Source organism: Muriicola sp., assembly GCF_041567615.1.
Taxonomy (GTDB): domain Bacteria; phylum Bacteroidota; class Bacteroidia; order Flavobacteriales; family Flavobacteriaceae; genus Muriicola.
In genome coordinates this window covers 14,166-35,474 of record NZ_JBFGBM010000003.1, presented here as the reverse complement: position 1 = coordinate 35,474, position 21,309 = coordinate 14,166, and the positions used below count along the sequence as shown (strand labels likewise).

Annotated in this window: 20 protein-coding genes; 8 read left to right on the top strand and 12 right to left on the bottom strand. The window is 50.4% G+C overall.

What is annotated here, in order from left to right; translation table 11 throughout:
* On the bottom strand, positions 1 to 447 hold a 447-nt coding region (locus tag ABYP73_RS00560), incomplete at its 3' end, for a ribonuclease H-like domain-containing protein (RefSeq protein ID WP_372973153.1).
* Positions 448 to 616: 169 nt separating this feature from the next.
* Here ABYP73_RS00560 and ABYP73_RS00555 point away from each other — a divergent pair.
* On the top strand, positions 617 to 1,738 hold the full coding sequence (locus tag ABYP73_RS00555; RefSeq protein WP_372946530.1) for a hypothetical protein: 1,122 nt from the start codon (positions 617 to 619) through the stop codon (positions 1,736 to 1,738).
* Between the two features lie 155 nt (positions 1,739 to 1,893).
* Here the strand turns inward: ABYP73_RS00555 and ABYP73_RS00550 are convergent, their stop codons facing one another.
* From ABYP73_RS00550 to hemA, 10 genes are all read right to left on the bottom strand, one after another.
* Complete coding sequence (locus tag ABYP73_RS00550; protein WP_372973152.1) at positions 1,894 to 2,370, bottom strand: methylated-DNA--[protein]-cysteine S-methyltransferase; 477 nt, start codon at positions 2,368 to 2,370, stop codon at positions 1,894 to 1,896.
* 9 nt (positions 2,371 to 2,379) lie between these two features.
* Entirely contained in the window at positions 2,380 to 3,519 is a 1,140-nt protein-coding gene (locus tag ABYP73_RS00545; RefSeq protein ID WP_372973151.1) for a serine hydrolase domain-containing protein, read from the bottom strand.
* Between the two features lie 186 nt (positions 3,520 to 3,705).
* Complete coding sequence (gene hemB / locus ABYP73_RS00540) at positions 3,706 to 4,695, bottom strand: porphobilinogen synthase (protein ID WP_372944575.1); 990 nt, start codon at positions 4,693 to 4,695, stop codon at positions 3,706 to 3,708.
* 42 nt (positions 4,696 to 4,737) lie between these two features.
* Complete coding sequence (locus tag ABYP73_RS00535) at positions 4,738 to 5,529, bottom strand: PhzF family phenazine biosynthesis protein (RefSeq protein ID WP_372973150.1); 792 nt, start codon at positions 5,527 to 5,529, stop codon at positions 4,738 to 4,740.
* 3 nt (positions 5,530 to 5,532) lie between these two features.
* On the bottom strand, positions 5,533 to 6,444 hold the full coding sequence (gene hemF / locus ABYP73_RS00530; RefSeq protein ID WP_372973149.1) for an oxygen-dependent coproporphyrinogen oxidase: 912 nt from the start codon (positions 6,442 to 6,444) through the stop codon (positions 5,533 to 5,535).
* Positions 6,441 to 6,887, bottom strand: a complete 447-nt coding sequence (locus ABYP73_RS00525; RefSeq protein ID WP_372973148.1) for a hypothetical protein — start codon at positions 6,885 to 6,887, stop codon at positions 6,441 to 6,443. Before ABYP73_RS00525 ends, hemF begins: the two co-directional genes overlap by 4 nt.
* 53 nt (positions 6,888 to 6,940) lie before the next feature.
* Complete coding sequence (gene hemE, locus ABYP73_RS00520) at positions 6,941 to 7,972, bottom strand: uroporphyrinogen decarboxylase (RefSeq protein ID WP_372973147.1); 1,032 nt, start codon at positions 7,970 to 7,972, stop codon at positions 6,941 to 6,943.
* A 2-nt stretch (positions 7,973 to 7,974) separates the two neighbouring features.
* The gene (locus tag ABYP73_RS00515; RefSeq protein WP_372973146.1) at positions 7,975 to 8,652 is read right to left on the bottom strand and encodes a uroporphyrinogen-III synthase; all 678 of its coding nucleotides are present in this window, start codon (positions 8,650 to 8,652) and stop codon (positions 7,975 to 7,977) included.
* Positions 8,649 to 9,563: a hydroxymethylbilane synthase gene (hemC, locus tag ABYP73_RS00510; RefSeq protein WP_372944581.1), complete on the bottom strand. Its 915-nt coding sequence runs from the start codon at positions 9,561 to 9,563 to the stop codon at positions 8,649 to 8,651. The genes ABYP73_RS00515 and hemC overlap by 4 nt, the downstream gene beginning before the upstream one ends.
* Positions 9,560 to 10,816, bottom strand: coding sequence for a glutamyl-tRNA reductase (hemA, locus tag ABYP73_RS00505; protein WP_372944586.1), 1,257 nt, complete (start codon positions 10,814 to 10,816; stop codon positions 9,560 to 9,562). Before hemA ends, hemC begins: the two co-directional genes overlap by 4 nt.
* Before the next feature lie 199 nt (positions 10,817 to 11,015).
* On the opposite strand from hemA, the gene ABYP73_RS00500 reads away from it, so the two are divergent.
* Together ABYP73_RS00500 and ABYP73_RS00495 are read left to right on the top strand one after the other, a co-directional pair.
* Positions 11,016 to 11,903, top strand: a complete 888-nt coding sequence (locus ABYP73_RS00500; protein WP_372944582.1) for a helix-turn-helix transcriptional regulator — start codon at positions 11,016 to 11,018, stop codon at positions 11,901 to 11,903.
* 97 nt (positions 11,904 to 12,000) lie between these two features.
* Positions 12,001 to 12,378, top strand: a complete 378-nt coding sequence (locus ABYP73_RS00495) for a VOC family protein (protein ID WP_372944583.1) — start codon at positions 12,001 to 12,003, stop codon at positions 12,376 to 12,378.
* Positions 12,379 to 12,394: 16 nt separating this feature from the next.
* Here the strand turns inward: ABYP73_RS00495 and ABYP73_RS00490 are convergent, their stop codons facing one another.
* Entirely contained in the window at positions 12,395 to 13,216 is an 822-nt protein-coding gene (locus tag ABYP73_RS00490) for an N-acetylmuramoyl-L-alanine amidase-like domain-containing protein (protein WP_372973145.1), read from the bottom strand.
* A 216-nt stretch (positions 13,217 to 13,432) separates the two neighbouring features.
* Here ABYP73_RS00490 and ABYP73_RS00485 point away from each other — a divergent pair, with 216 nt between their 5' ends.
* The 5 genes from ABYP73_RS00485 (at position 13,433) to ABYP73_RS00465 (ending at position 21,174) form a co-directional block, all read left to right on the top strand.
* On the top strand, positions 13,433 to 17,542 hold the full coding sequence (locus ABYP73_RS00485; protein ID WP_372973144.1) for an FG-GAP-like repeat-containing protein: 4,110 nt from the start codon (positions 13,433 to 13,435) through the stop codon (positions 17,540 to 17,542).
* 166 nt (positions 17,543 to 17,708) lie between these two features.
* Positions 17,709 to 18,740, top strand: a complete 1,032-nt coding sequence (hemH, locus tag ABYP73_RS00480; RefSeq protein WP_372973143.1) for a ferrochelatase — start codon at positions 17,709 to 17,711, stop codon at positions 18,738 to 18,740.
* Positions 18,740 to 20,134 (top strand): MATE family efflux transporter, encoded by a 1,395-nt coding sequence (locus ABYP73_RS00475; RefSeq protein WP_372973142.1) that lies wholly within the window; start codon positions 18,740 to 18,742, stop codon positions 20,132 to 20,134. The genes hemH and ABYP73_RS00475 overlap by 1 nt, the downstream gene beginning before the upstream one ends.
* Before the next feature lie 134 nt (positions 20,135 to 20,268).
* Complete coding sequence (locus ABYP73_RS00470; protein WP_372973141.1) at positions 20,269 to 20,970, top strand: hypothetical protein; 702 nt, start codon at positions 20,269 to 20,271, stop codon at positions 20,968 to 20,970.
* Positions 20,971 to 20,979: 9 nt separating this feature from the next.
* Positions 20,980 to 21,174 carry a hypothetical protein gene (locus ABYP73_RS00465; protein WP_372946083.1) on the top strand — a complete coding sequence of 65 codons (195 nt, stop codon included), beginning with the start codon at positions 20,980 to 20,982 and terminating at the stop codon, positions 21,172 to 21,174.
* The last annotated feature ends 135 nt before the right edge of the window (positions 21,175 to 21,309 follow it).

The following is a 21,309-nucleotide window of genomic DNA, read 5'->3' as shown; positions in this document are numbered from 1 at the left end:
CCAGGGTTTTTTGCCGAAAAGGTTCAGTTTTTCAGGCAAAACCAGGCCATGGACGATCATTCTGCGGGCGATGTAGGGAAAGTCGAATTCTTTCCCGTTATGGGCACACAGCAGGTATTTGGGGTGCCTGAAATGGGTAGTGAGCAGGTTCCGGAATTCCTGCAGGATCTCCTTCTCTTCCCCGTGAAAAGTGGTCACTCTAAACTGCCGCTGGGTGTCTTTGAAGTGGAAATAGCCCACAGATATGCAGATGATCTTCCCGAATTCGGCCCAGATACCGGCATTCTCGTAATAGTCCCCGGCAGACACCTCATCAGCCCTTTTGTACTGGGACTTGTGGTCCCACAGCGTTTGCCTGACCTCATCCAGTTCTGAGAAAGAGGCAGTCTGGGGGACGGTTTCAATATCGAGGAAGAGAATCTCCTCAAGGGATATTTTATTCAACATGATCTTATTTTTCAGGCGGTTTTACGGGCTTTTCCCCGGGGTAGTTCCAAGATAGTAAGAATTGAGACTTCCACACCCCGGCTGATGACAAAGAGACATCATTTCACCGAAAGTGGCCTTCAGAATTACCCTAGTTTTCCAGAATGTGTATTTTTAATAAAAAAATTGCATGCGATCCTCTCTTTTTCTGGGATGTTGCTTACTCCTGCTGGCGACTGGATCTTGTTCTAAGGACAGTATGTCCGGCACGGAGGAAGAACAGGTGCTTCTTCCCGATTTCAGGCTGATCGGGGAAGACACAGAGAACGTATTCCGTTATACCTATGACGGTTTCGCCGGATCAGGGACAGAGACCAATCTGACCCAGAGCCTGGGGGTGGATCCTTTGTACCTTACTCTGAGACAGGTGGGAGACGATGTCTCCTTTTACAGTTTTGCTTCCGGGCGTTTTTCCCTCATCCAGGTCAATACTTTTACTGGCCAGGCAATTTCCTATCCTGATTTTTATACGGTTACGGACGAACGTGCCATCACCTGGGGCACCAACTCTGAGGACCTCATTTTTCTGGGCAATTACAGTCCCAAGGGAAGCAGGGATTTTGGGATAAGGACACTCGACCCTTCGGATGGCAGCTTTACAGACCTGCCGATAGCCCTGAATATACAGCAGGCCTACGCCCCTTTGTACTACCGCCAGAGACTGATGTTTACCTACAGGGATGAGTCCGGAAGCTATAAGATAGGGATCTTTGATACCGAGAACCGGACCCTGATGCGCACCCTCGATTTCAATACCGGTATCCCGAATGTCCTGATCGACGACCTCGGTAACATCGGCATCCTGGTAGGACTGGGAAATTCAATTTTTACCTACCGGGTTTTCGATATAGAGACACTAGACCAGCTCTCGGAAACTCCCTTTACCCTGGACGTATTCCTTCCTCCCGGACCCTTGCAGGGTTCTGTGTTTGGCTCTACCCTCTACTACACCGAATTTTTGGCACAGCCTTCAGAAGTTCCATTCGGACCTGCCTTTTTCGATTTCGGGACGAATACCGGCTCGGAGATCGATATCCTTGGGGTCGTGCAGCAGGTAGAAGCCGATACCGGATCCAATGTGGATCTTACGGCAATTCGATACTACAATGATGCCGGGGTCTTTCTTGTGGGATATGCCGATACCGACTTCCAGAATGGGCTCAACGGGGGCGTCCTGGTGATCTCAAATACAGGGCAATTACAAGCCCGGATCCCCCTGCCTTTTGTGCCTACTTACTTCGTCGAGCCTTAAATACCGCAATCCGACCGGGGAGTCGGTTTGGAAAGGAAATTATCAGGAATGGGCGCTGTCATGGGGCGGTTTATTGACTAAAAAGTTCGTTCAATGCTCAATTTCACCTGATCCGGGAGCAGAAACGAGACAGGAACAGACCGGGTAGTTTGTTTTTAAGGGAAGAGGGATTGCTGTTTCTCGGTGCGTTCGTGGTTCAACAACCATTTTTTCCGATGTATACCCCCTGCATACCCCACCATTTCCCCCTTGCTACCGACTACCCTGTGGCAGGGGATAACGATCCAGATGGGGTTCTTTCCATTCGCTGCAGCAACCGCCCTGATGGCTTTGGGATCACCCAGTTTTTTGCTCAGGTCGAGGTAAGAGATCGTCTTGCCAAAGGGAATCTTCAGAAGCTCATCCCAAACCTTTTTTTGGAACTCAGTTCCTGTCGGATTCAGCTTAAAGGTGAATTCTTTTCGCTTACCTAGAAAATATTCTTCTATCTGCCGAACAGCTTCTTCCAATTCCGGAGAGATATTGCTCTTCATCTCTGTTTCCCGATCTATAACAGAAATGGATGTGATCCCGTGCAAGTCCCCTTCGATCTTTGCCGTGCCCAATGGAGTCTTTATAAATGCTGTTTTCATGATACTCTATTAATTGAGGATGTGGTCATAGAATAATTGATGAAGGGCTGTCCGGATGTTTAATTCATACAAGTTTCTGTGGGTTCTGGTCGGATAAACTCGATTGGACAGGAATACATATACCAATTGGTATTTCGGATCAGCCCATACGAAAGTGCCCGTAAAACCGCTATGTCCAAAGCTTTCCGGGCTGGCGGCAGGGGCGGGGTAGGCCTCGGAAAGTTCCTGGTCGGCATTGTCGAGAAGGGGCTTGTCAAATCCAAGGCCTCTCCGGTTGTCGTTTCCCGGAAACTGTACCCGGGTGAATTCTTTCACGGTTTCTGCTTTGAGGTATCTGTAGCCATCCAGTTCTCCGTAATTCTGGTACATCTGCATAAATCTAAACAGGTCCCGGGCGGTGCCAAAGAGTCCGGCATTCCCGGAAATGCCCCCGAAGAGGGAAGCATTTTCATCGTGCACCCAACCCTGTACCACATTTTTTCGGTAGAGGGAGTCGTACTCTGTAGGTATGATGGCATTCGGGAAACCTTTTTCTGTGGGCAGAAAGCCCAGAGAAGGGATCTCCATAGGAAAGGTGAATTTGCTGGCCAGGAGATAGGAATAAGAGTGGCCGGTTATCTGCTCGATCAGGGTCGGAAAGAGCAAAAAGGCCAGCCCTGAATACAGGTATTCCTTTTCCTGCCTTACATCAGAGCGGCTGATCTGCCGGAATACCTTCTTCTCAAAGCGGTCATTTATCCACAGATTCTCATAAGCATGTAAAGGAAATCTCCTGTGCGGGGAGTTGCGGACAAACTTCTTCTTGAATTCTCCCTTCTTCAACACCTCGTTGACAAAGACGATATAGGGGGTCAATCCGGCCTGGTGACTCAGCATCTCCCTCAAGGTGAGGTCTTTTTTGTCTTTGTTACCCTGCCAGGGCTTCCAATAGGTGCTGAAGGGGACATCGAGGTCGATGCGGCCTTCATCCACCAGTTTCATCAAAAGGGGTAGGGGTCCCAGGATCTTGGTCACCGAGGCCAGGTCATAGAGGTCGGTTTTCTGCACAGGGATCAGGCTGTCGTAGGTATGGAAGCCGTAGGTTTTGTGAAAAAGAACGTCACCTTTGTGGGCGACCAAAAGTTGGGCCCCAGGGAAGGCTTTATTCAATATACCATCCGTTATAATGGAATCAGCCTTGTGAGAAAGCCTATTAAAGTCTTTATAATCAGTATTTTGACTATGAGATAAATAAAAAATACCAAATAGTATAAATAAAAATAACACGGATTGCCTCTCGCTCATTAATGCTGGAATATCGATCCTTAAGATAATGAATGCACGGGCATCTGGCTCTTAACTGAGCAGTTTAACAGCCTCTTTGGCAAAGTAGGTAGCGATGATATTGGCACCTGCCCTTTTGATGGAGATCAATTGCTCCATCATGACGGTATCGTGGTCTAACCACCCTCTGTCCGCGGCTGCCTTCAGCATGGCGTATTCCCCGGAGACCTGGTACACGGCCAGGGGGACCTCCACCATCTCCCTCAGGTCGCGCACGATGTCAAGGTAGCAAAGCCCCGGCTTCACCATGATGATGTCGGCTCCTTCATCGATGTCCATTTCGGCCTCTTTGATGGCTTCCAGCCTGTTTCCCGGGTCCATCTGGTAGGTCTGCTTATCCTCCGGGGCCTCCTTGGAGGCTACGGGAGCTGACTGGAGTGCATCCCGGAAGGGGCCGTAAAAACCGCTGGCATATTTGGCGGCATAGCTCATGATCCCTGTATTGGTGAGTTCTTCATCCTCCAGTGCTTCCCTGATGATCCGTATCCTTCCGTCCATCATGTCACTGGGGGCCACAAAATCGGCCCCTGCCTGGGCGTGGGTGATGCTCATTTGGGCCAGCACCTCATTGGTCGCGTCGTTGAGGATCTGCCCTTTGGCCACAATGCCGTCGTGGCCGTAGGTGGAATAGGGATCCAGGGCCACATCGGTCATGACCAGCATGTCCGGGCAGGTTTCCTTCACCGTTTTGATGGCCCTTTGCATAAGGCCATGGGGATTGAGGGCTTCCACCCCCGTATTGTCCTTGAGATTATCAGGGATCTTGACAAAGAGCAACACTGCACAAAGCCCCATATCCCAAAGTTCCTTTACTTCCTTTTGAAGCAGGTCCAGACTTAGTCGGTAATAATGTGGCATGGAAGGAATTTCCTCTTTCACCCCGTGGCCTTCCACCACAAAGAGGGGTACCAGGAAGTCAGCTGGATGGAGTAAGGTTTCCCGCACCATCTTCCGGATGGAGGGATTGGAGCGTAAGATCCGGTTTCTTCTTAATGGATACATGACAAAATATTTCTTTTTAAAGGTAAGGGAATTGCACCAGATTTACAGGGTAATTTCTCCCTTCAGATAAGGGACTGCCCTCCCTGAGATCAACACCCGGTCTCCCCTGAGTTGGCATTTCAGGTCCCCACCCCTTTGGGAAAGTTGTTTTGCGGTGAGATCCTGTTTGCCCAGTGCTTCTGCCCAGTAGGGGGTCAGGGTGGTGTGGGCCGATCCGGTTACGGGGTCCTCGGGGATCCCGCACTTGGGAGCAAAAAAACGTGAGACAAAATCCACCTCTTTCCCGGGAGCCGTTACGATCACACCCCTGGCCTCTACCTGGTCTAACAGGAAGAAATTTGGCTTCATATCGCGGACCTCCTGTTCGCTTGCATAGATGAGCATAAAATCTGTTTTCCCTTTAAAGACCTTTTGTGGAACCCTTCCAAGGGCTTCATGGATCTCCTTTACGGGGGAAATTTCCTCCAGGGTGTCCTTAGGAAAATCCAGTGTAAGTTCGCCAGTGGCCTCTTTTTTTACGCGGAGGGATCCGCTTCGGTCTGAATGGAAATCGATGAGGTCTGATGGGTGCCCGTACTCATTGAAGATCACCCAGGCCGATGCCAGGGTGGCATGGCCGCACAGGTCCACTTCCAATTCCGGAGTAAACCAGCGGATCTGGTAGTCCTTTTCCCTTTTTACCACAAAGGCTGTTTCCGCCAGATTGTTCTCCATGGCGATCTGCTGCATGGTTCCCTCTTCCAGCCAGGAGTCCAATACGCAAACGGCAGCCGGATTTCCCTGAAAAAGATTAGCAGCAAAGGCATCGATCTGAAATAATGTCAATGTTTTCATTTCTTACGTTTTGTTCATCCAGTTCCTGGGGGATTTAAGTATTTCCACCAATCGGGCTTCCCGGCTGCCGGGTTCGGGTTGATGGTCATACCGCCATTGAACTTTTGGAGGTAGACTCATCAGGATGCTTTCTATCCGGCCATTAGTTCTCAGGCCAAACAGGGTCCCTTTGTCATGTACCAGGTTAAACTCCACATATCGGCCCCGGCGAACTTCTTGCCAGTCCCTTTCGGCCTCCGAATAGGCCAGTTCCTTTCGTTTTTTCACAATGGGTAGATAGGATGGCAGGAAGGAATCACCCACCTCTGTAACAAAATCATACCATTGCTCAAGCGACAATTCCTCTCCCGGCCGACAATAGTCGAAGAAGAGTCCGCCCACCCCCCTTGCCTCATTCCTGTGGGCATTCCAGAAATAGGAATCGCATCGTTCCTTGTACCGGGTGTAGAATTGCGGGTGGTGGTTGTCACAGGCCTGCTTGCAAACCGAGTGGAAATGCACAGCATCCTCATCAAACAGGTAATACGGGGTAAGGTCCTGCCCGCCCCCAAACCACTGGTCGACTACATTGCCCTGCTTGTCATACAGCTCAAAGTAACGCCAATTGGCATGTACAGTAGGCACCATGGGGTTGACCGGGTGTAAGACCAGGCTCAGGCCGCAGGCAAAGAAATCGGATTCACCCACCCCAAAGTAGGCTTGCATGCTTTCGGGCAGTGGCCCGTGTACCCCGGAAATATTGACCCCTCCTTTCTCGAAAACGGCACCTTCCTGTATCACCCGCGTCCTGCCGCCCCCTCCTTCAGGGCGTTCCCATAGGTCTTCCTGAAAGGACGCTTTTCCGTCCAGGGATTCCAGTGTGGAGCAGATCCTGTCCTGCAGGGATTGGATATAGGCATAGAATTTTTCTTTCATTGTGTTGGGTTTATCAGATGCACGAGTCGCGTATCCGCGGTTTGCTTAATTTCCTCCAGGGAGCTTATCTGAAGGGAGTTCTCTACCAATTCCAGGAAATGTAAGACGCTTTTTTCGGCATCCCTTGATTCATCCTTACTGAAGACGGCCCTGCCCACGGCATTGTTGTGCAGGTCCATGGCATTTGAAAGGACGTTTCCGGGAAGGATCTTTTCATGCATATCCGTGATCATTTCTGTCCACTTTAAGACTTTTTCCACCTTCTTTACCACAAGGGCACATTCTTTTGCGATCATCCAGTTCCACAGGGCGTGCCTGAAGGCATTGGCCGGGGTATTCCTTCGATGCTCATGGCCGAAATGTGTATTCGCAATTCCTATGGTCTTTTTAGTGGCCCTGTATGTGGGCCACACCAGACGGATATGTGAAAGGCAGAGCCACATAAGTTGAAAGAGTTGCCCGGGCCTAGCTCTTTTGATTACTCCCCAGACCTCATTCACCCTTCGGAATAGGTTTTTACTGCCTCGATAAAGGCTTGTGCATTCTCGAGGGGAACGGTTGGCAAGATACCGTGTCCCAGGTTTACGATATACCGGTCCTTTCCAAATTCCCGAATCATCTTAGTCACCATCTTTTTGATCTCTGCGGGTGGAGAGAAAAGACGGGACGGATCGAAATTCCCCTGTAGGGTGATCTTCCCCCCGCTGAGGTATCGCGCATTTTGGGGGGAGCATGTCCAGTCGACCCCAAGGGCGGAAGCCCCGGATTGGGACATGGTTTTCAGGGCAAACCAACACCCTTTCCCAAAGACGATCACATGGGTCTCTTCCTTGAGCGCATCCACGATCTGCTGGATATAGGGCCAGGAATAGAGTTCATAGTCCTCGGGGGAGAGCATTCCACCCCATGAATCAAAAACCTGAACGGCATCTACCCCGGCCTTTACCTTTGCTTTGAGGTAGGTGATGGTGGTATCCGTTATCTTTTGCAACAGGGCATGGGCGGTATCGGGTTGGGTAAAACAGAATTCCTTGGCCTTGTCAAAGCTTTTGCTGCCCTGCCCCTGTACGCAGTAGCAAAGGATGGTCCAGGGGGAACCCGCAAAGCCCAGTAAGGGGACCTCATCTGCGAGTTTTTCCCTGGTCATTTTTATGGCTTCAAGCACATAGTCCAGGCTTTCCTCCACGTCCGGGACCACAACCCGGTCCAGGTCTTTTTTTGATCGGATGGGATTGGGAAGGTAGGGTCCGAAATCCGTTTTCATCTGCACCTCGATCTCCATGGCTTGCGGAATTACCAGGATGTCGCTGAACAGGATGGCCGCATCCATGCCGTACCTTCGGATAGGTTGCACGGTGATCTCTGAGGCCAGTTCCGGGGTCTGACATCGGGTAAAGAAATCATACTTTTTCTTGAGTTCCATAAATTCAGGGAGGTACCTGCCTGCCTGCCGCATCATCCATACCGGCGGTCTTTCCACGGTTTCTCCCCGAAGGGCTTTTAGCAAAAGGTCATTTTTTAATGCCATATTTATGCGTTTGATAATTTTGGAAAGTGCTCTATGAGCGTTTCAATGACGTTATCTGTGGTCGGTTTTTTGGCTACGATGACTTTCTGGAAGTGCTTTCTCGCTTCCCGGGCAGTGGTCTCCCCGATGCAGAGTGCCGTCGCATCCTTTTGATCGTTGGCCTGGACAAAACTTTGAACCCCGCTTGGACTGTAAAAGAGAAGGATCTGAAAATCCTTTTCGAACTTTTTGGGATGGAGTTGTGTTTCGTAAACCATCACTTCCTGGAAATGGATCTTATGTTCTGTCAGTTTCCTTCCCAGTTCGGGTCGGTTCCGGTTGCCGGTAAAGACCAAAAAGGGACCATTTTTGTCGTTTTCAACCAGAAAATCACCTAATTCTCGTGAATATTCAGTCATTTTTGCTACAAACAGACCTTTTTCTTCCAAAAATGACTGTGTTTTCTCTCCCACACAATAGCAGGTGATCTTTTTTTGGTTTTCTACTCCTGATAACTTGTTTTTCAGATATCCCTTCACCCCGTTCTTCGAAGTAAAAATATACTGAGTATATCCCTCAGGGATGTCGACATCCAGAATGGTTACGCCTATGGCATCATAACTCTCGACCCCAATACCTGAGTTGGCCAGGAGGGCCAGCTGGGCGTTGTTGAGGCTTCGGGTTGAGAGTACGGATTTCATTTTCCCAGTTGTTGCTTGATCTCCTGCATGAGCTTGTCGCCTCCCTGGTCAAGAATCTCCTGAGCCCAGGATCGACCCAAACCTGCCGGATTTTTTGCCTTGACTTCCTTCCTGACCCTGAATACCTCTTGCCCGTCCAGGGAGAGGAGTACGCCCTCAAAATGCAGGTGTTCTCCCCTGATCTCCGCCAGGGCCCCAATGGGCGCGGTACATCCTCCTTCCAGGGTTTTCAGAAATTCCCTCTCAATCCCTGTGCACACCTCAGTTTGCTCATCGTTCAGGGTCTTCAGGGCCTTGTGACAGAAGGTGTTGTCCTCCAGGCACACAACCATCATGGCGCCCTGAGCAGGGGCAGGGATCATCCATTCCAGCGTTGTAAAACGGTCCGGGAGGAGGTCGATCCGCTCGAGCCCGGCTGCGGCAAAAATAGCCGCATTCCAGGGCTGGGTACGGAATTTCTGCAAACGGGTATTGACATTTCCCCTCAAGTCTGTGATCTCATGGAGGGGATAACGGTGGAGCCACTGAGCCTTCCTCCTGAGGCTTCCCGTGGCCACGATACCCTCTTCATTGAGAAAATCCAGCCCTTTGTGTACTATGATGTCGCGGGGGTTGCCCCTCTTGAGTACGGCAGCCTGTACTACGCCTTTGGGAAGGCTCGTGGGCACATCCTTCATGGAATGTACGGCTATGTCGATCTCTTTTTTCAGGAGGGCAACGTCGAGGGTCTTGGTAAATATCCCCGTGATCCCCAACTCGTACAGGGGCTGGTCCAGAAGGATGTCTCCCGTGGCTTTCACCGGAAGAAGCTCGCATTCATGCCCTTCCTTTTCGAGTTGGCTTTTTACGGTATGGGCCTGCCAGAGGGCCAGTTCGCTGTCTCGGGTTCCTATCCGGATAACCCTGTTCATGGTTTTTCCACTTCTAATTGAAAGACTCTCTGGATGAGTTCGAGGCTGTCTTCTGCATCCACCTCGCTGGCCTTCAGGTGGTTGGCAAACTGCTTGGTGATCTTCTGAATGATGCGTTCCGAGATGATGTCTGCCTGTTCCGGATTGAAGCCGGGTAGTTTTTTCGACTGGAAATCGATCTCCTCCTCCTTCATGGTCTTTAATTTCTTTTTGAGCGCCTTTATCACCGGAGCGAATTTACGGGTCTCCAGCCATTTGATGAATTCTTCCTTGATCTCTTCGATGATCTTTTCTGCCTGGGGAATAAATTTTTTGCGCCTTTCGAGGGTCTTGTCCGTTCTCTGGGACAGATGGTCCAGGTGCACCAGGGAGACACCCGGCAATTCACTCACATCCTCGTCGACATTCTTAGGGATGGACAGGTCCAGAATGAGAAGGGGTTTTGTGAGGTGAAGGAGTGACTTTGAGATGGTGGGTTTATGGGCTCCTGTGGCCACAACAAGAATGTCTGTCTGGCGGATCTCGGCCTGGAGGTCGGAGTAATCCCTGACGAGCAAATTGAATTTACCGCCCACTTTCTCCGCCTTGTCCCTGGTTCTGTTAATCAGGGTGATATGATTATTCTCCGTATGCTTCAGCAGGTTCTCACAGGTATTCCTCCCTATCTTTCCGGTTCCGAACAAGAGGATGTTCTTTTCGGATATATCCGGGACGGTCTCCATGATATACTGTACCGAAGCAAAGGCGACCGAGGTAGCTCCGGAAGAGAGCTCGGTCTCGTTCTTGATCCGTTTGCTGGCCTGCAGAATGGAATTGATCAGGCGTTCCAGGAATGGGTTGGTCAACCCTTTTTCCTTGGAACGGGCAAAACCTTTTTTGATCTGGCTGATGATCTCGAAGTCTCCCAGGATCTGACTGTCCAGGCCGGTTCCCACGCGAAAAAGATGGTCGATGGCCTCGTAGTTCTTGTAGACATATCCCACTTCCTGGAACTCCTCAACACTGCCAAATGAATGGTCACATAACAACTTGATCAGCTGAAACGGGTGCTGGGCAAATCCGTGCAATTCTGTCCTGTTACAGGTAGCGGTGATCAGCAGGCCGTCTATACCGAGTTCGGCAGCCTCCATGAGGATCTTATCTTCTCCTTTCTCGTCAAGGCTGAATTTTCCCCTCAGGTCCGCATCGGCTTTTAGGTAACTCAAACCTACGGTGTAAAACGAATTATGCCTGGAGATATGGTAATTCTTCATCATAACAAAACAGCCACAAAAATAAGATGTGCCTGAAAGAGAAAATAACGCTAAAGGTACTATAAGTATCGTTTCAGGTTTTTTTCCGTGCAAGGGATGCGTTTATGCCGGAATACTAGTATTTTTGCCTTATTACAGGACGTTTTCAAGATCTTAATTTAGAAATATTCTAAATAATTACTCTGTATAATCTGGATTAATGGATAAAAAAAACATCGCTCAAGGTTCTTTTTTGGAAACCTATGTGGAACCCGGAATTCTGATGTTGAAATTTCAGAATGATTCTTCGCGTAAGCAACACTACAACAGGAAGATAGATCGGACATATCTGCAGCTCCATTTCTGTACCAAGGGGGGTGTAAAGTTTATTTTCAACCAGGGGAATTACGCTCTGGACGTACCTGCAGAACAGTCGCTCCTGCTCTTCAACACTCAAATAGACCTGCCTTTACATTGTGAGCTTCAACCGGGCTCCTGGATGATCTCCCTGGTGATGAGCATCAAGAAATTCCATTCTCTTTTTTCCCGTCAGGCGGAACAGATCCCTTTTTTGAGCGAGGAATTCAGGGAGAAAAAATACTACACCCAGGAGGCCATAACCCCCGCCATTGCCGTAGTGCTAAGTCAGCTGATGAATCAAAACATCCACCCCAACATATCCGACCTGTATCTGAAAGGCAAGGTATATGAACTGATAGCGCTCTGTTTCAACCGTGTCGATCCGGGGGTTGAAGAACAGTGTCCCTTCCTCGTAGATGAAGAAAATGTGAAACGCATCCGCAAGGCGAAGGATATCATCCTCGAGCGGATGGCTGAACCCCCTACACTTCAGGAATTATCAGAGGAGATCGGACTGAGTCTCAAAAAGCTCAAAGAGGGATTTAAACAGATCTATGGCGATTCTGTCTACAGTTTCCTGTTCGACCATAAAATGGAGACAGCTCGGAAAATGTTGGAATCCAATCAGTACAACGTCAATGAAGTAGGGCTCCGGGTAGGGTACAGTACCTCCAGCCATTTTATCGCTGCCTTCAAGAAGAAATACGGGACCACTCCGAAAAAATACCTGATGGCACAGTCTCAGTAGGCCGACCCGAAAAGTAGGCGGAAGGAAGTCTTTCCATTTTTAATATTGGTTCAAAATCCGGATATTTAGGGCACGACCTAGAATAAACAAACTACACATGAATCTCAACCAGGTAACAGTGCCGTCACTGGACTTGGCAAAGTCTGTCGCGTTCTACGAGAAGCTCGGACTGAAACTCATCGTGAAGGCTCTGCCGAACTACGCCCGTTTTGAATGTCCGGAAGGGGAAGCGACCTTTTCCATCCACCAGGTAGAGGCCCTGCCCGAGGGCGATGGGGTCATGGTCTATTTTGAATGCCGAAACCTGGATGATTACGTCAGGGAATTGGTGGAGAAGGGCATAGAATTCGACGAGATGCCCAATGATAAGAGATGGATCTGGCGGGAAGCCCGGTTGAGGGACCCGGATCTCAACCAGCTGGTCCTGTACTATGCCGGTAAGAATCGTAAAAATCCTCCCTGGAGGATTGTCTGATACTTCGCGTTCCCGTTCAGAATACCGGTCGGGCTACAATAACCCCCGTATTCTTCCTGATCTTTTTCAGGTAATCCACAAGAGGCAGATCTGAGATCTCCACTTCTCCTGAAGAAGAGGCATGTAAGAGGTGGATCCTGTTGTCCGGCATCCTGATGGCGAACCCAGTGTGGGTGACATCGAGTCCATCGATGGAGGTCGCCAGGGCGATGATATCCCCCGAGGCCAGCCTATGCTCATTTTCTTTCAGTACGTCAACAGGCAGAACACAGAGGGGTTCCTCACTGATCGATTCTTCGATCCTCTGCATTTCTTCAAAGTACTTCTCTTCTGCCAAAGCTGTATACAGATCGCGGTGGCCGGTCATAAAATCAAGGGTTCTCCGGATCTCTTTTCCGCCAAGTTCTGCCGTGATATCCCTGACCAGTCCTTTCTTTTGATTGTCTGTGATCCACTCCGTGAAGTAATGCAATCTGGAAGGGTACCCGTTCAGCATCCCATTGCGGTACCTGATTTTTTCCAGGGCATCCAGGAAGGCATCAAAAGCGAGAGTGCCTTTTCTGCGGATGAGCCCGAAAGCGAGGACATTCTCAACAAAGGTGGTACAATCCAGGCCCTGCAGGTCTACCACCAGAGATTCAGCAGGATTGCCTTCAAGGGTTTGGGCTACATAGGGCGTACCCAGGAAGGTTTTGCCGATGGAGATGAGTTCCTCTCCGAAAGAAGAATCCGGAACTCCCTGGATCTGCTCCAGCTTTTTCAGGACCGCCTCCTTATTGGCCGGGGTACAGCTGATCCCCTGGGCCTGTGCCCATCCACTGAGGAAAACGGCCATCATACATAAAATCCAATCCTTCATAGTCTGCTACAAAAGTAACTTTAATTTGTTTTGCCCCCTTCGTTTTAAGGATGTATAAAAGATAAGTGATGACACAACCCTCCGACCCGGAATTCTGGCGATTAAGTTGGCATTGGCCGAAAAAATATGCTTAATTGCGAGAATTTCAGGGATTGCCTATTATTACAACCTTCGAAATACCAGGGAAACAGACTGATGAAGAAAGCAGCCATTTCGATCTTTTCTATTTTTTATGGGATCTCAGCCCTTGGACAGGCCTTCTTTTCGGATGTGCTTACTGAGAAGGCAGACCAGGTAGTGAGATACGGGGATGTGGCCACTTTTCACGGTCCGGGGATCTCTTTTGCCGATTTCGACAATGATGGATGGGATGACATTTCCATCCCCGCCTCTACCACCCGCGATTTTCAATTCCTGAGGAATACCGGAGGTCAGTTTGAGGTTCAGACCCTGCCCATCAGCAGTGGAGGCCTGGAATCCCGCCAGGTAACCTGGGTGGATTTCGACAATGACGGGGACATGGATTTCTTTGCCAATAGCGATGAAGGCCAGTGCTGGTTATATAGGAACGATGGGAATGGTGCCTTTACCAATATCATCGGGAGTTCCGGGATTGCACCGGCACCGAGAACCTACTGGGGAAATTCCTGGGGGGATATAGACAATGACGGAGACCTCGACCTCTTCCTGATCGTTCGGGACAACGACTTTGTGGACCACAACCTGCTGTACCGAAATGAGGGTGGAGGGGTGTTTACCGATGTAACCGCAGCTGCTGGGTTATCCCTCGAGGCCCAGTTCACCCAGAGCGCCGCTTTTTTGGATTATGACCGGGATGGGTATCAGGATCTCTTCCTGGCCAATGACAAGGACGAATTGCCGAATACGCTTTACAGGAACCGGGGTGACGGCACCTTTATGGATGTGAGTATCGCGACGGGGATGGACTTGAAAATGGATGGGATGTCGGCCACCGTGGGGGATTATAACCATGACGGCTGGCTGGATATTTACGTGACCAATATCTATCCACCTGTTTTCACTACCAGCGTGCTGGGCAATGCCTTTCTGAGAAACAATGGGGATGGCACCTTCAGCAATATCGCCCAATCCAACGGTACCCGTTTCGACGGGTTTGCCTGGGGCGCAGTTTTTCTCGACGGGGAGAATGACCGGGACCTCGACCTGTATGTGGTGAGTCACCTCGACGGTTCGGACGGGAAACCTTCCTCAGCCTATTACGAGAACAATGGGAATGGGGGTTATACTGCATCGTCTACTTCAGGTTTCGCAGATGATATCAGAGCCAGTTATGGCAACGCCATAGGGGATATACAGAACGACGGCCGTCCCGATATTGCCGTGATCAATATCGGAGACCAGCCCATCAACCTTTGGGAAAACCAGTCGGCGTCCCAGAACAACTGGCTCAAGATCCAACTCGAAGGGACTCAGAGTAATCGAATGGGAGTCGGGTCTTTTATCAAGATAGGGATAGGGGCTGAAGCCCAGTACAGATACACTCTTTGCGGGGAAGGCTTTATCAGCCAGAACAGTCAGACCCAATTCGTTGGCCTGGGGGATGCCACCACGGTGGATTATATAGAAGTGACCTGGCTTAGCGGTATTACGGACCGATTCGAAAACATCGCTCCGAACCAAAAGGTAATCCTGGTGGAGGGGACCAACCCGGTGGAGCCCAGCGATGGAAATAACGGCGTGGGTACCCGGGCCGAGGAGTTTGCCCATCTCTCCGTCGCCAGGCAATGGAATGAGGCCCTGCTGGATGCCATTCGGACCGATTTTGCCAGGCCCACGGTCCATGCCCGGAACCTGTACCACAGTGCTTTGGCCATGTACGATGCCTGGGCGGTCTTTGACGACACGGCTGAGACTGTTTTTTTGGGAAAGACGGCGCATGGCTTCTCCTGTGAATTCAATGGGATCGATCCGCCGTCTGACCTGGAACAGGCAAGGGCCGAGATCACGAGTTTTGCGATATACAGATTGCTGACCTACCGATTTGGAGAATCGCCTGGGGTGACCTTTGCCATGCAGCGGTTTGACGAACTGATGGAAAGCCTGGGCTTTGATCCCTCCTTTACGAGTACTGACTACAGCAATGGATCTTATGCTGCCCTTGGGAATTACCTCGGGGCCAAGCTGATAGAGTTCGGGTACCAGGACGGGTCGAATGAGAAAGACGGTTACGGAAATGAATACTACCAGCCCGTCAATGAACCCCTTGCCCTGGATGAGTATGCCGACAATTACGACCTGGCCGATCCCAACAGGTGGCAACCCCTTGCCTTTGAAAGCTTTGTCGACCAGAGCGGGAATACAATCACCGGCAGTGTCCCGGAATTCCTGAGTCCGGAATGGGGGGAAGTAGTGCCTTTTGCCCTGAGGGAATCGGATCTTGAGATCCGGAACAATGGTTCCTTCAACAGTTATATATACGAAGATCCGGGTCTGCCCCCTCAGATACAGAATTCTGCCCAGGATGGGATTGAGGACCCCTACAAATGGCATTTTGCGCTGGTCGCCTCCTGGTCGTCCCATCTCGATCCCGCCGACCCAAGCCTTATCGACATTTCTCCTGCAAGCCTGGGCAACGCAGATATCAATACCTTCCCCACGAGTTTTGAGGAATACCAGTCGTTCTACGATTTCATGGAGGGAGGGGATACGGGAATGGGCCATTCGGTAAATCCTGCAACCGGACTCCCCTACGATCCCCAGCTGGTAAAACGAGCCGATTATGCCCGGGTACTGGCCGAGTTCTGGGCAGACGGACCGGATTCGGAAACACCTCCCGGACACTGGTTTACCATCCTGAATTATGTGAGCGACCATCCGGATACCGTGAAAAAGATTGAAGGGAAAGGCGATGTAGTGGATGAATGGGAATGGGATGTAAAGTGTTACCTGGCCCTGGGCGGGGCTATGCACGACGCGGCGATCAATACCTGGGGGATCAAGGGATATTACGACTATATCAGGCCGATCTCTGCCATTCGATACATGGCATCAAAAGGACAGAGTTCAGACCCTTCCCTCCCCGGATTCCATCCCCACGGCCTTCCCCTGATCCCAGGCCGGATTGAACTGATCCAGAGCGGTGACCCTCTGGCCGGAAGCAGTAATGAGAATGTGGGAAAGATCAAGGTCTACGCCTGGAAGGGCCCGGATGAGATACAGGATCCTACAGCTGATATTGCCGGGGTGGGATGGGTGCTGGGAACCCGCTGGTGGCCCTATCAGAGGCCGACATTTGTCACCCCTCCTTTTGCGGGCTACGTCTCCGGACATTCCACTTTTTCCAGGGCGGCCGCTGAGGTAATGACCAGGCTTACAGGGGATGCCTATTTCCCGGGAGGTATGGGTGTTTTTGATGTGGAACAGAACAATTTCCTGGTCTTTGAACAGGGTCCCAGTGAAGGGTTCAGCCTGCAATGGGCCACCTACCGGGATGCTTCAGATCAGACAAGCCTGTCGCGTATCTGGGGCGGTATCCATCCCCCCGTTGATGATATTCCCGGCCGGGTCATGGGGGAGAAGATAGGGAACCAGGCCTTTGACCTGGCCAGTGAATATTTCAATGGCCTCGTGAACATATCGACCGAGAATTTCCTCGTCAGGACTCTGGGTGAAAGTTGCCATGAAAGCAATGACGGCAGCATTAGGATCAGTGCCACGGATTATTACGACTACCGTCTTACTGTAAATGGACAGGAATACAGTTTTAACAGGGAGATCGTCATTCCGGATCTGGCACCGGGGACGTACACCCTTTGCCTCAGCGTGGAGAACTACCCTGATTTTGAACGTTGCTACGATCTCAGGATACAGGCTGTACCCGCCATGGAGGTCTCTTCCAAGCTGGAACAGGTAGGCCTTGCATTCAGGGCCAGCTTCGAAGTGACTGAAGGCACACCTCCCTTTACCCTGAAGAAGAACAATGAGGTGATAGGCAATTTTAGCACCTCCCGATTCAATATCCCGGTCGAGGATGGGGACCTTCTCACCATTAGCTCTGGTTTGCCCTGTGAAGGAGAATTTTCCAAAACCATTTCCATACCCACCGGGCTTATTGCCTACCCTAATCCCACAAGGGGGGAAATCACTATTCCATCGCTGGGGCAGCAGAGTAAGGTAGCGGTCTTTAACATGGCGGGGCAGCTGGTCAGGACCCTGGAAGGAAAACAAACCCTCTCTCTTGCAACCCTTGGTAAAGGGGTTTATTTCCTGGTGGTGCAGGACGGAAATATCAGGAAGCCCCTGAAGGTTGTTGTCCTCGACTGATTACAATACTCGAATTAATTTTGACCAAAGCTGATCTCCTGTAGAGAGATGACAGGTGACTGGCAGGGAATTAGCTATCTCTATGTCTACATAAAGAAAGTATTGGAAGTCACTGCTGGTCAGTTGAGGGACAAGTAGTATTTTTGAGGCGCTAAAAAATGTTGTTTTGAAAGGAGTATTACTAGTGAATCTGGGCTCGCCCGACAGCCCTACAGCGAAGGATGTCAAACCCTACCTGGATGAATTCCTGATGGACGAACGCGTCATCGATGTAAACAAAATACTGAGGAATATCATCGTGAGGGGGATCATTCTGCAAACCCGTCCGAAGCGGTCTGCCAAAGCGTACAAGAAAATATGGTGGGAGGAAGGTTCTCCCCTGATTGTGATCTCTGAACGATTTGCAGAAAAAGTAAGGGCACAAACAGATCTCCCCGTTGCCCTGGGAATGCGGTACGGGAGTATGAGTATCAAAAAAGCACTGCAGGAACTGAAAGACAAGGGTGTCGACGAGGTCTTGCTGGTTCCTTTATATCCCCATTACGCCATGTCCTCATATGAGACCGTTGTGGTAAAAGCCCTGGAAGAACAGCAGAAGCATTTCCCGGAAATGAAGGTCACGACACTTCCGGCCTTCTATCACAATCCGGATTATATCAAGGTGCTCGCAGCCAGCATAGCGGAAGGTCTGGAGGATTTTGAATATGACCACGTACTGTTTTCCTACCACGGCATACCGGAACGACATATCCGGAAATCGGATCCCACCCGTTTTCACTGTAAGATTGACGGCAGTTGCTGTAAGGTGAATTCGGTGGCCCACCACACCTGTTACAGGCACCAGTGCTACAGGACTACGGACCTGGTCATGGAAGCCCTGGGGCTTCCCGCAGAGAAGGTCAGTTCCTCCTTCCAATCCCGTCTTGCCGGGGATCCATGGTTAAAACCCTATACGGATTATGAATTCGAGCGTTTAGCAAAAGAAGGGAAAAAGAGGCTGGCAGTCGTAACCCCGGCCTTTGTCAGTGACTGCCTTGAAACCCTGGAGGAGATCGCTATGGAAGGAAAAGAACAATTTGAAGAAGCCGGAGGGGAGCATTACATACATATCCCCTGTCTGAATGAACGGGACGACTGGGTGGCGCTTATGGCGACCTGGATACGCGACTGGCAGACTCAGCACATCCTTCCCGTCTGATGGCCAGGGTATCCGCAGAGGACCTGGGGACAGAACCCATCGGTAGGCTCCTGATCAAACAGGCGGTGCCTGCTTCTATCGGGATTCTCGTCATGTCCCTGAATATCCTTGTGGATACCATATTTGTCGGGAACTGGATCGGTTCCATTGCTATCGCAGCTATCAACGTGGTGTTGCCGGTATCCTTCTTTATCGCGGCCCTGGGAATGGCCATTGGGATAGGGGGAAGCAGTATCATTTCGAGGGCACTCGGGGCAAATGATCCCGAAAAAGCACTTAGGACCTTTGGTAACCAGATCACCCTTACCCTCCTCGTCACCATCACCATGGTGGGCTTTGGCCTCTATTTTGCCAATGACCTGATCCCGGCCTTCGGGGGTAAAGGAGGCATTTTCGAGCCGGCAAAGATCTACTATACCATCGTCCTGTACGGCGTGCCTTTTCTCGCCCTGTGTATGATGGGGAATACCGTGATCAGGGCTGAGGGGAAACCCAAATTTGCGATGATTGCCATGATCATCCCATCAGTCGGGAACCTGCTGATGGATTACGTCTTCATTTACATTTTCGACTGGGGTATGGAAGGGGCGGCCTGGGCAACCACCGGGGGCTATCTCCTTTGCTTTGCCTACATTTTGTATTTCTTCCTCTCCCGGAATTCAGAACTCAAGATCAACCCGACTCATTTTGGGCTTCATTTGCCTATTCTCAGGGAGATCGGCTCCCTCGGATTCGTGACCCTCTCCCGCCAGGCGGTGACCAGCGTCACTTACCTGCTGATGAACAATATACTTTTCGACCTCGGGGGCGAACCCATGGTGGCCGTTTATGCCATCATCGGGCGTATGCTGATGTTCGCCCTTTTCCCTGTTTTCGGGGTGACACAGGGATTCCTGCCTATCGCCGGATACAATTACGGGGCCAGGAAATACGAGCGGGTTCGGGAATCCATCAATACAGCCATCACTTATGCGGCCGTGGTGGCAACGGTCGTTTTTATCGGGCTGATGGTCTTTCCTGCGGAGATCACAGGTCTCTTCCTCAGCCACAGGGCGGATATGTCGGCAGCGGAAATCGCCAGCAATATCTTTGTTCTGGAGAATACACCATCGGCCATGCGCTGGGTCTTTGCGGCAACCCCTATTATTGCCATACAGTTGATCGGGGCAGCTTATTTCCAGGCCGTAGGAAAGGCTGTGCCCGCCCTGCTGCTGACCCTGACCCGGCAGGGATTCTTCTTTATCCCGCTTATCCTGATCTTGCCCCTTTATATGGGAGAATTGGGGGTATGGTTGTCCTTTCCCATCGCCGATACCCTTTCTACGCTAGTTACCGGCCTGTTCCTTCACAGGGAGATCAAAACTTCTCTTAGAAGCAACGGGAATCCCGATTAAAGTCCTATCCCCCCTTTTTTTATTACTTCTTTTCTGCAAGGGTCATTCACTTTCCCATACTACTTTGCCCTCATTGCGAAGCGCGTCGTAAGTCTAATGAGAAGTTGAATTTAAAATGAAGAAGAATGACACACATGCAAAAAATTCGGTTTTGGTTGAGGCGACTCGGCAGGGGATGGATCGCTCTTACTACGGTAAAACTAATGTTGATTGCCGGGGCGCTCTTGCTGGAGGCCTGCCAGTCTCAGGAGGAGCATTACGAAGTTTCGGAAGTTGGCACTGCCCTTGATTCATTTGAATCCCTGGTCAGGACGGCCACCCCCGAGATCAGAAGATTAGGGGAGGAATACCCGTATATGCTGGATGCAAAAATGGGCGAGGAGAACCAAAAGGATATGATTTTGGAACGGGAAACCAGAAGGATCCTGTCTCCTTTGGTACATGGAACTAAGGATCTGTTGAGCCTGTATGGGGTAGATGAATATTACCTGCGGAAGGAGTTTGGCAATGCGGATGATCCCAGGATAGCCCTGGTCGGACTTATGATTTTGGTCGCGGAACGCCAGGATAGAGGTGAGGTTGCGGTCAATTTTGCCAGGGCCTTTGGAACCCTCAGTTTTGCCCAGGACGAAACAACGCTTTCTGAAGCCAATAAGGACTGGGTAGACTGCCTCATCATTGCTGTGGGGATTGACGCAGCAGTTGAATTTTTAAAAGGAAACGTAACCGAGACCATTGCCAAGAAGGCCATACGGAAGATTGCCACAAGGACCCTCGGCTGGGTGGGGGCAGCCATAGCGGTTTATGAATTTGGGAGTTGTATGGGATGGTATTAAACTGGAGATATGAGAAATTACAAATTGACATTGCCGAGGACTATTCTGTTCTCCATTCTACTGCTGGGAGGCATCTATTATTTTGTAAAAAATGGATTTAGTGCGATGGCTGCCTATGAAATTGTGCTGAGCGCCGTACTCATGGTGATCTTACTGGCCCTGATACTGCTTAAAATGTTAGGGTCAGGAGATAGCGGACCCTGAAAATGAGTCTGTATTAAGTGAAGAAAAGCTTCTGGATCGCATCCTGAAGCTTTTTCAGTATGTAATAAGGGTGGGTAAATCAATGGGCCAACCTCTGTTTTTTCATCTTTTAACCTTTAGCTGGATTCCGATTTT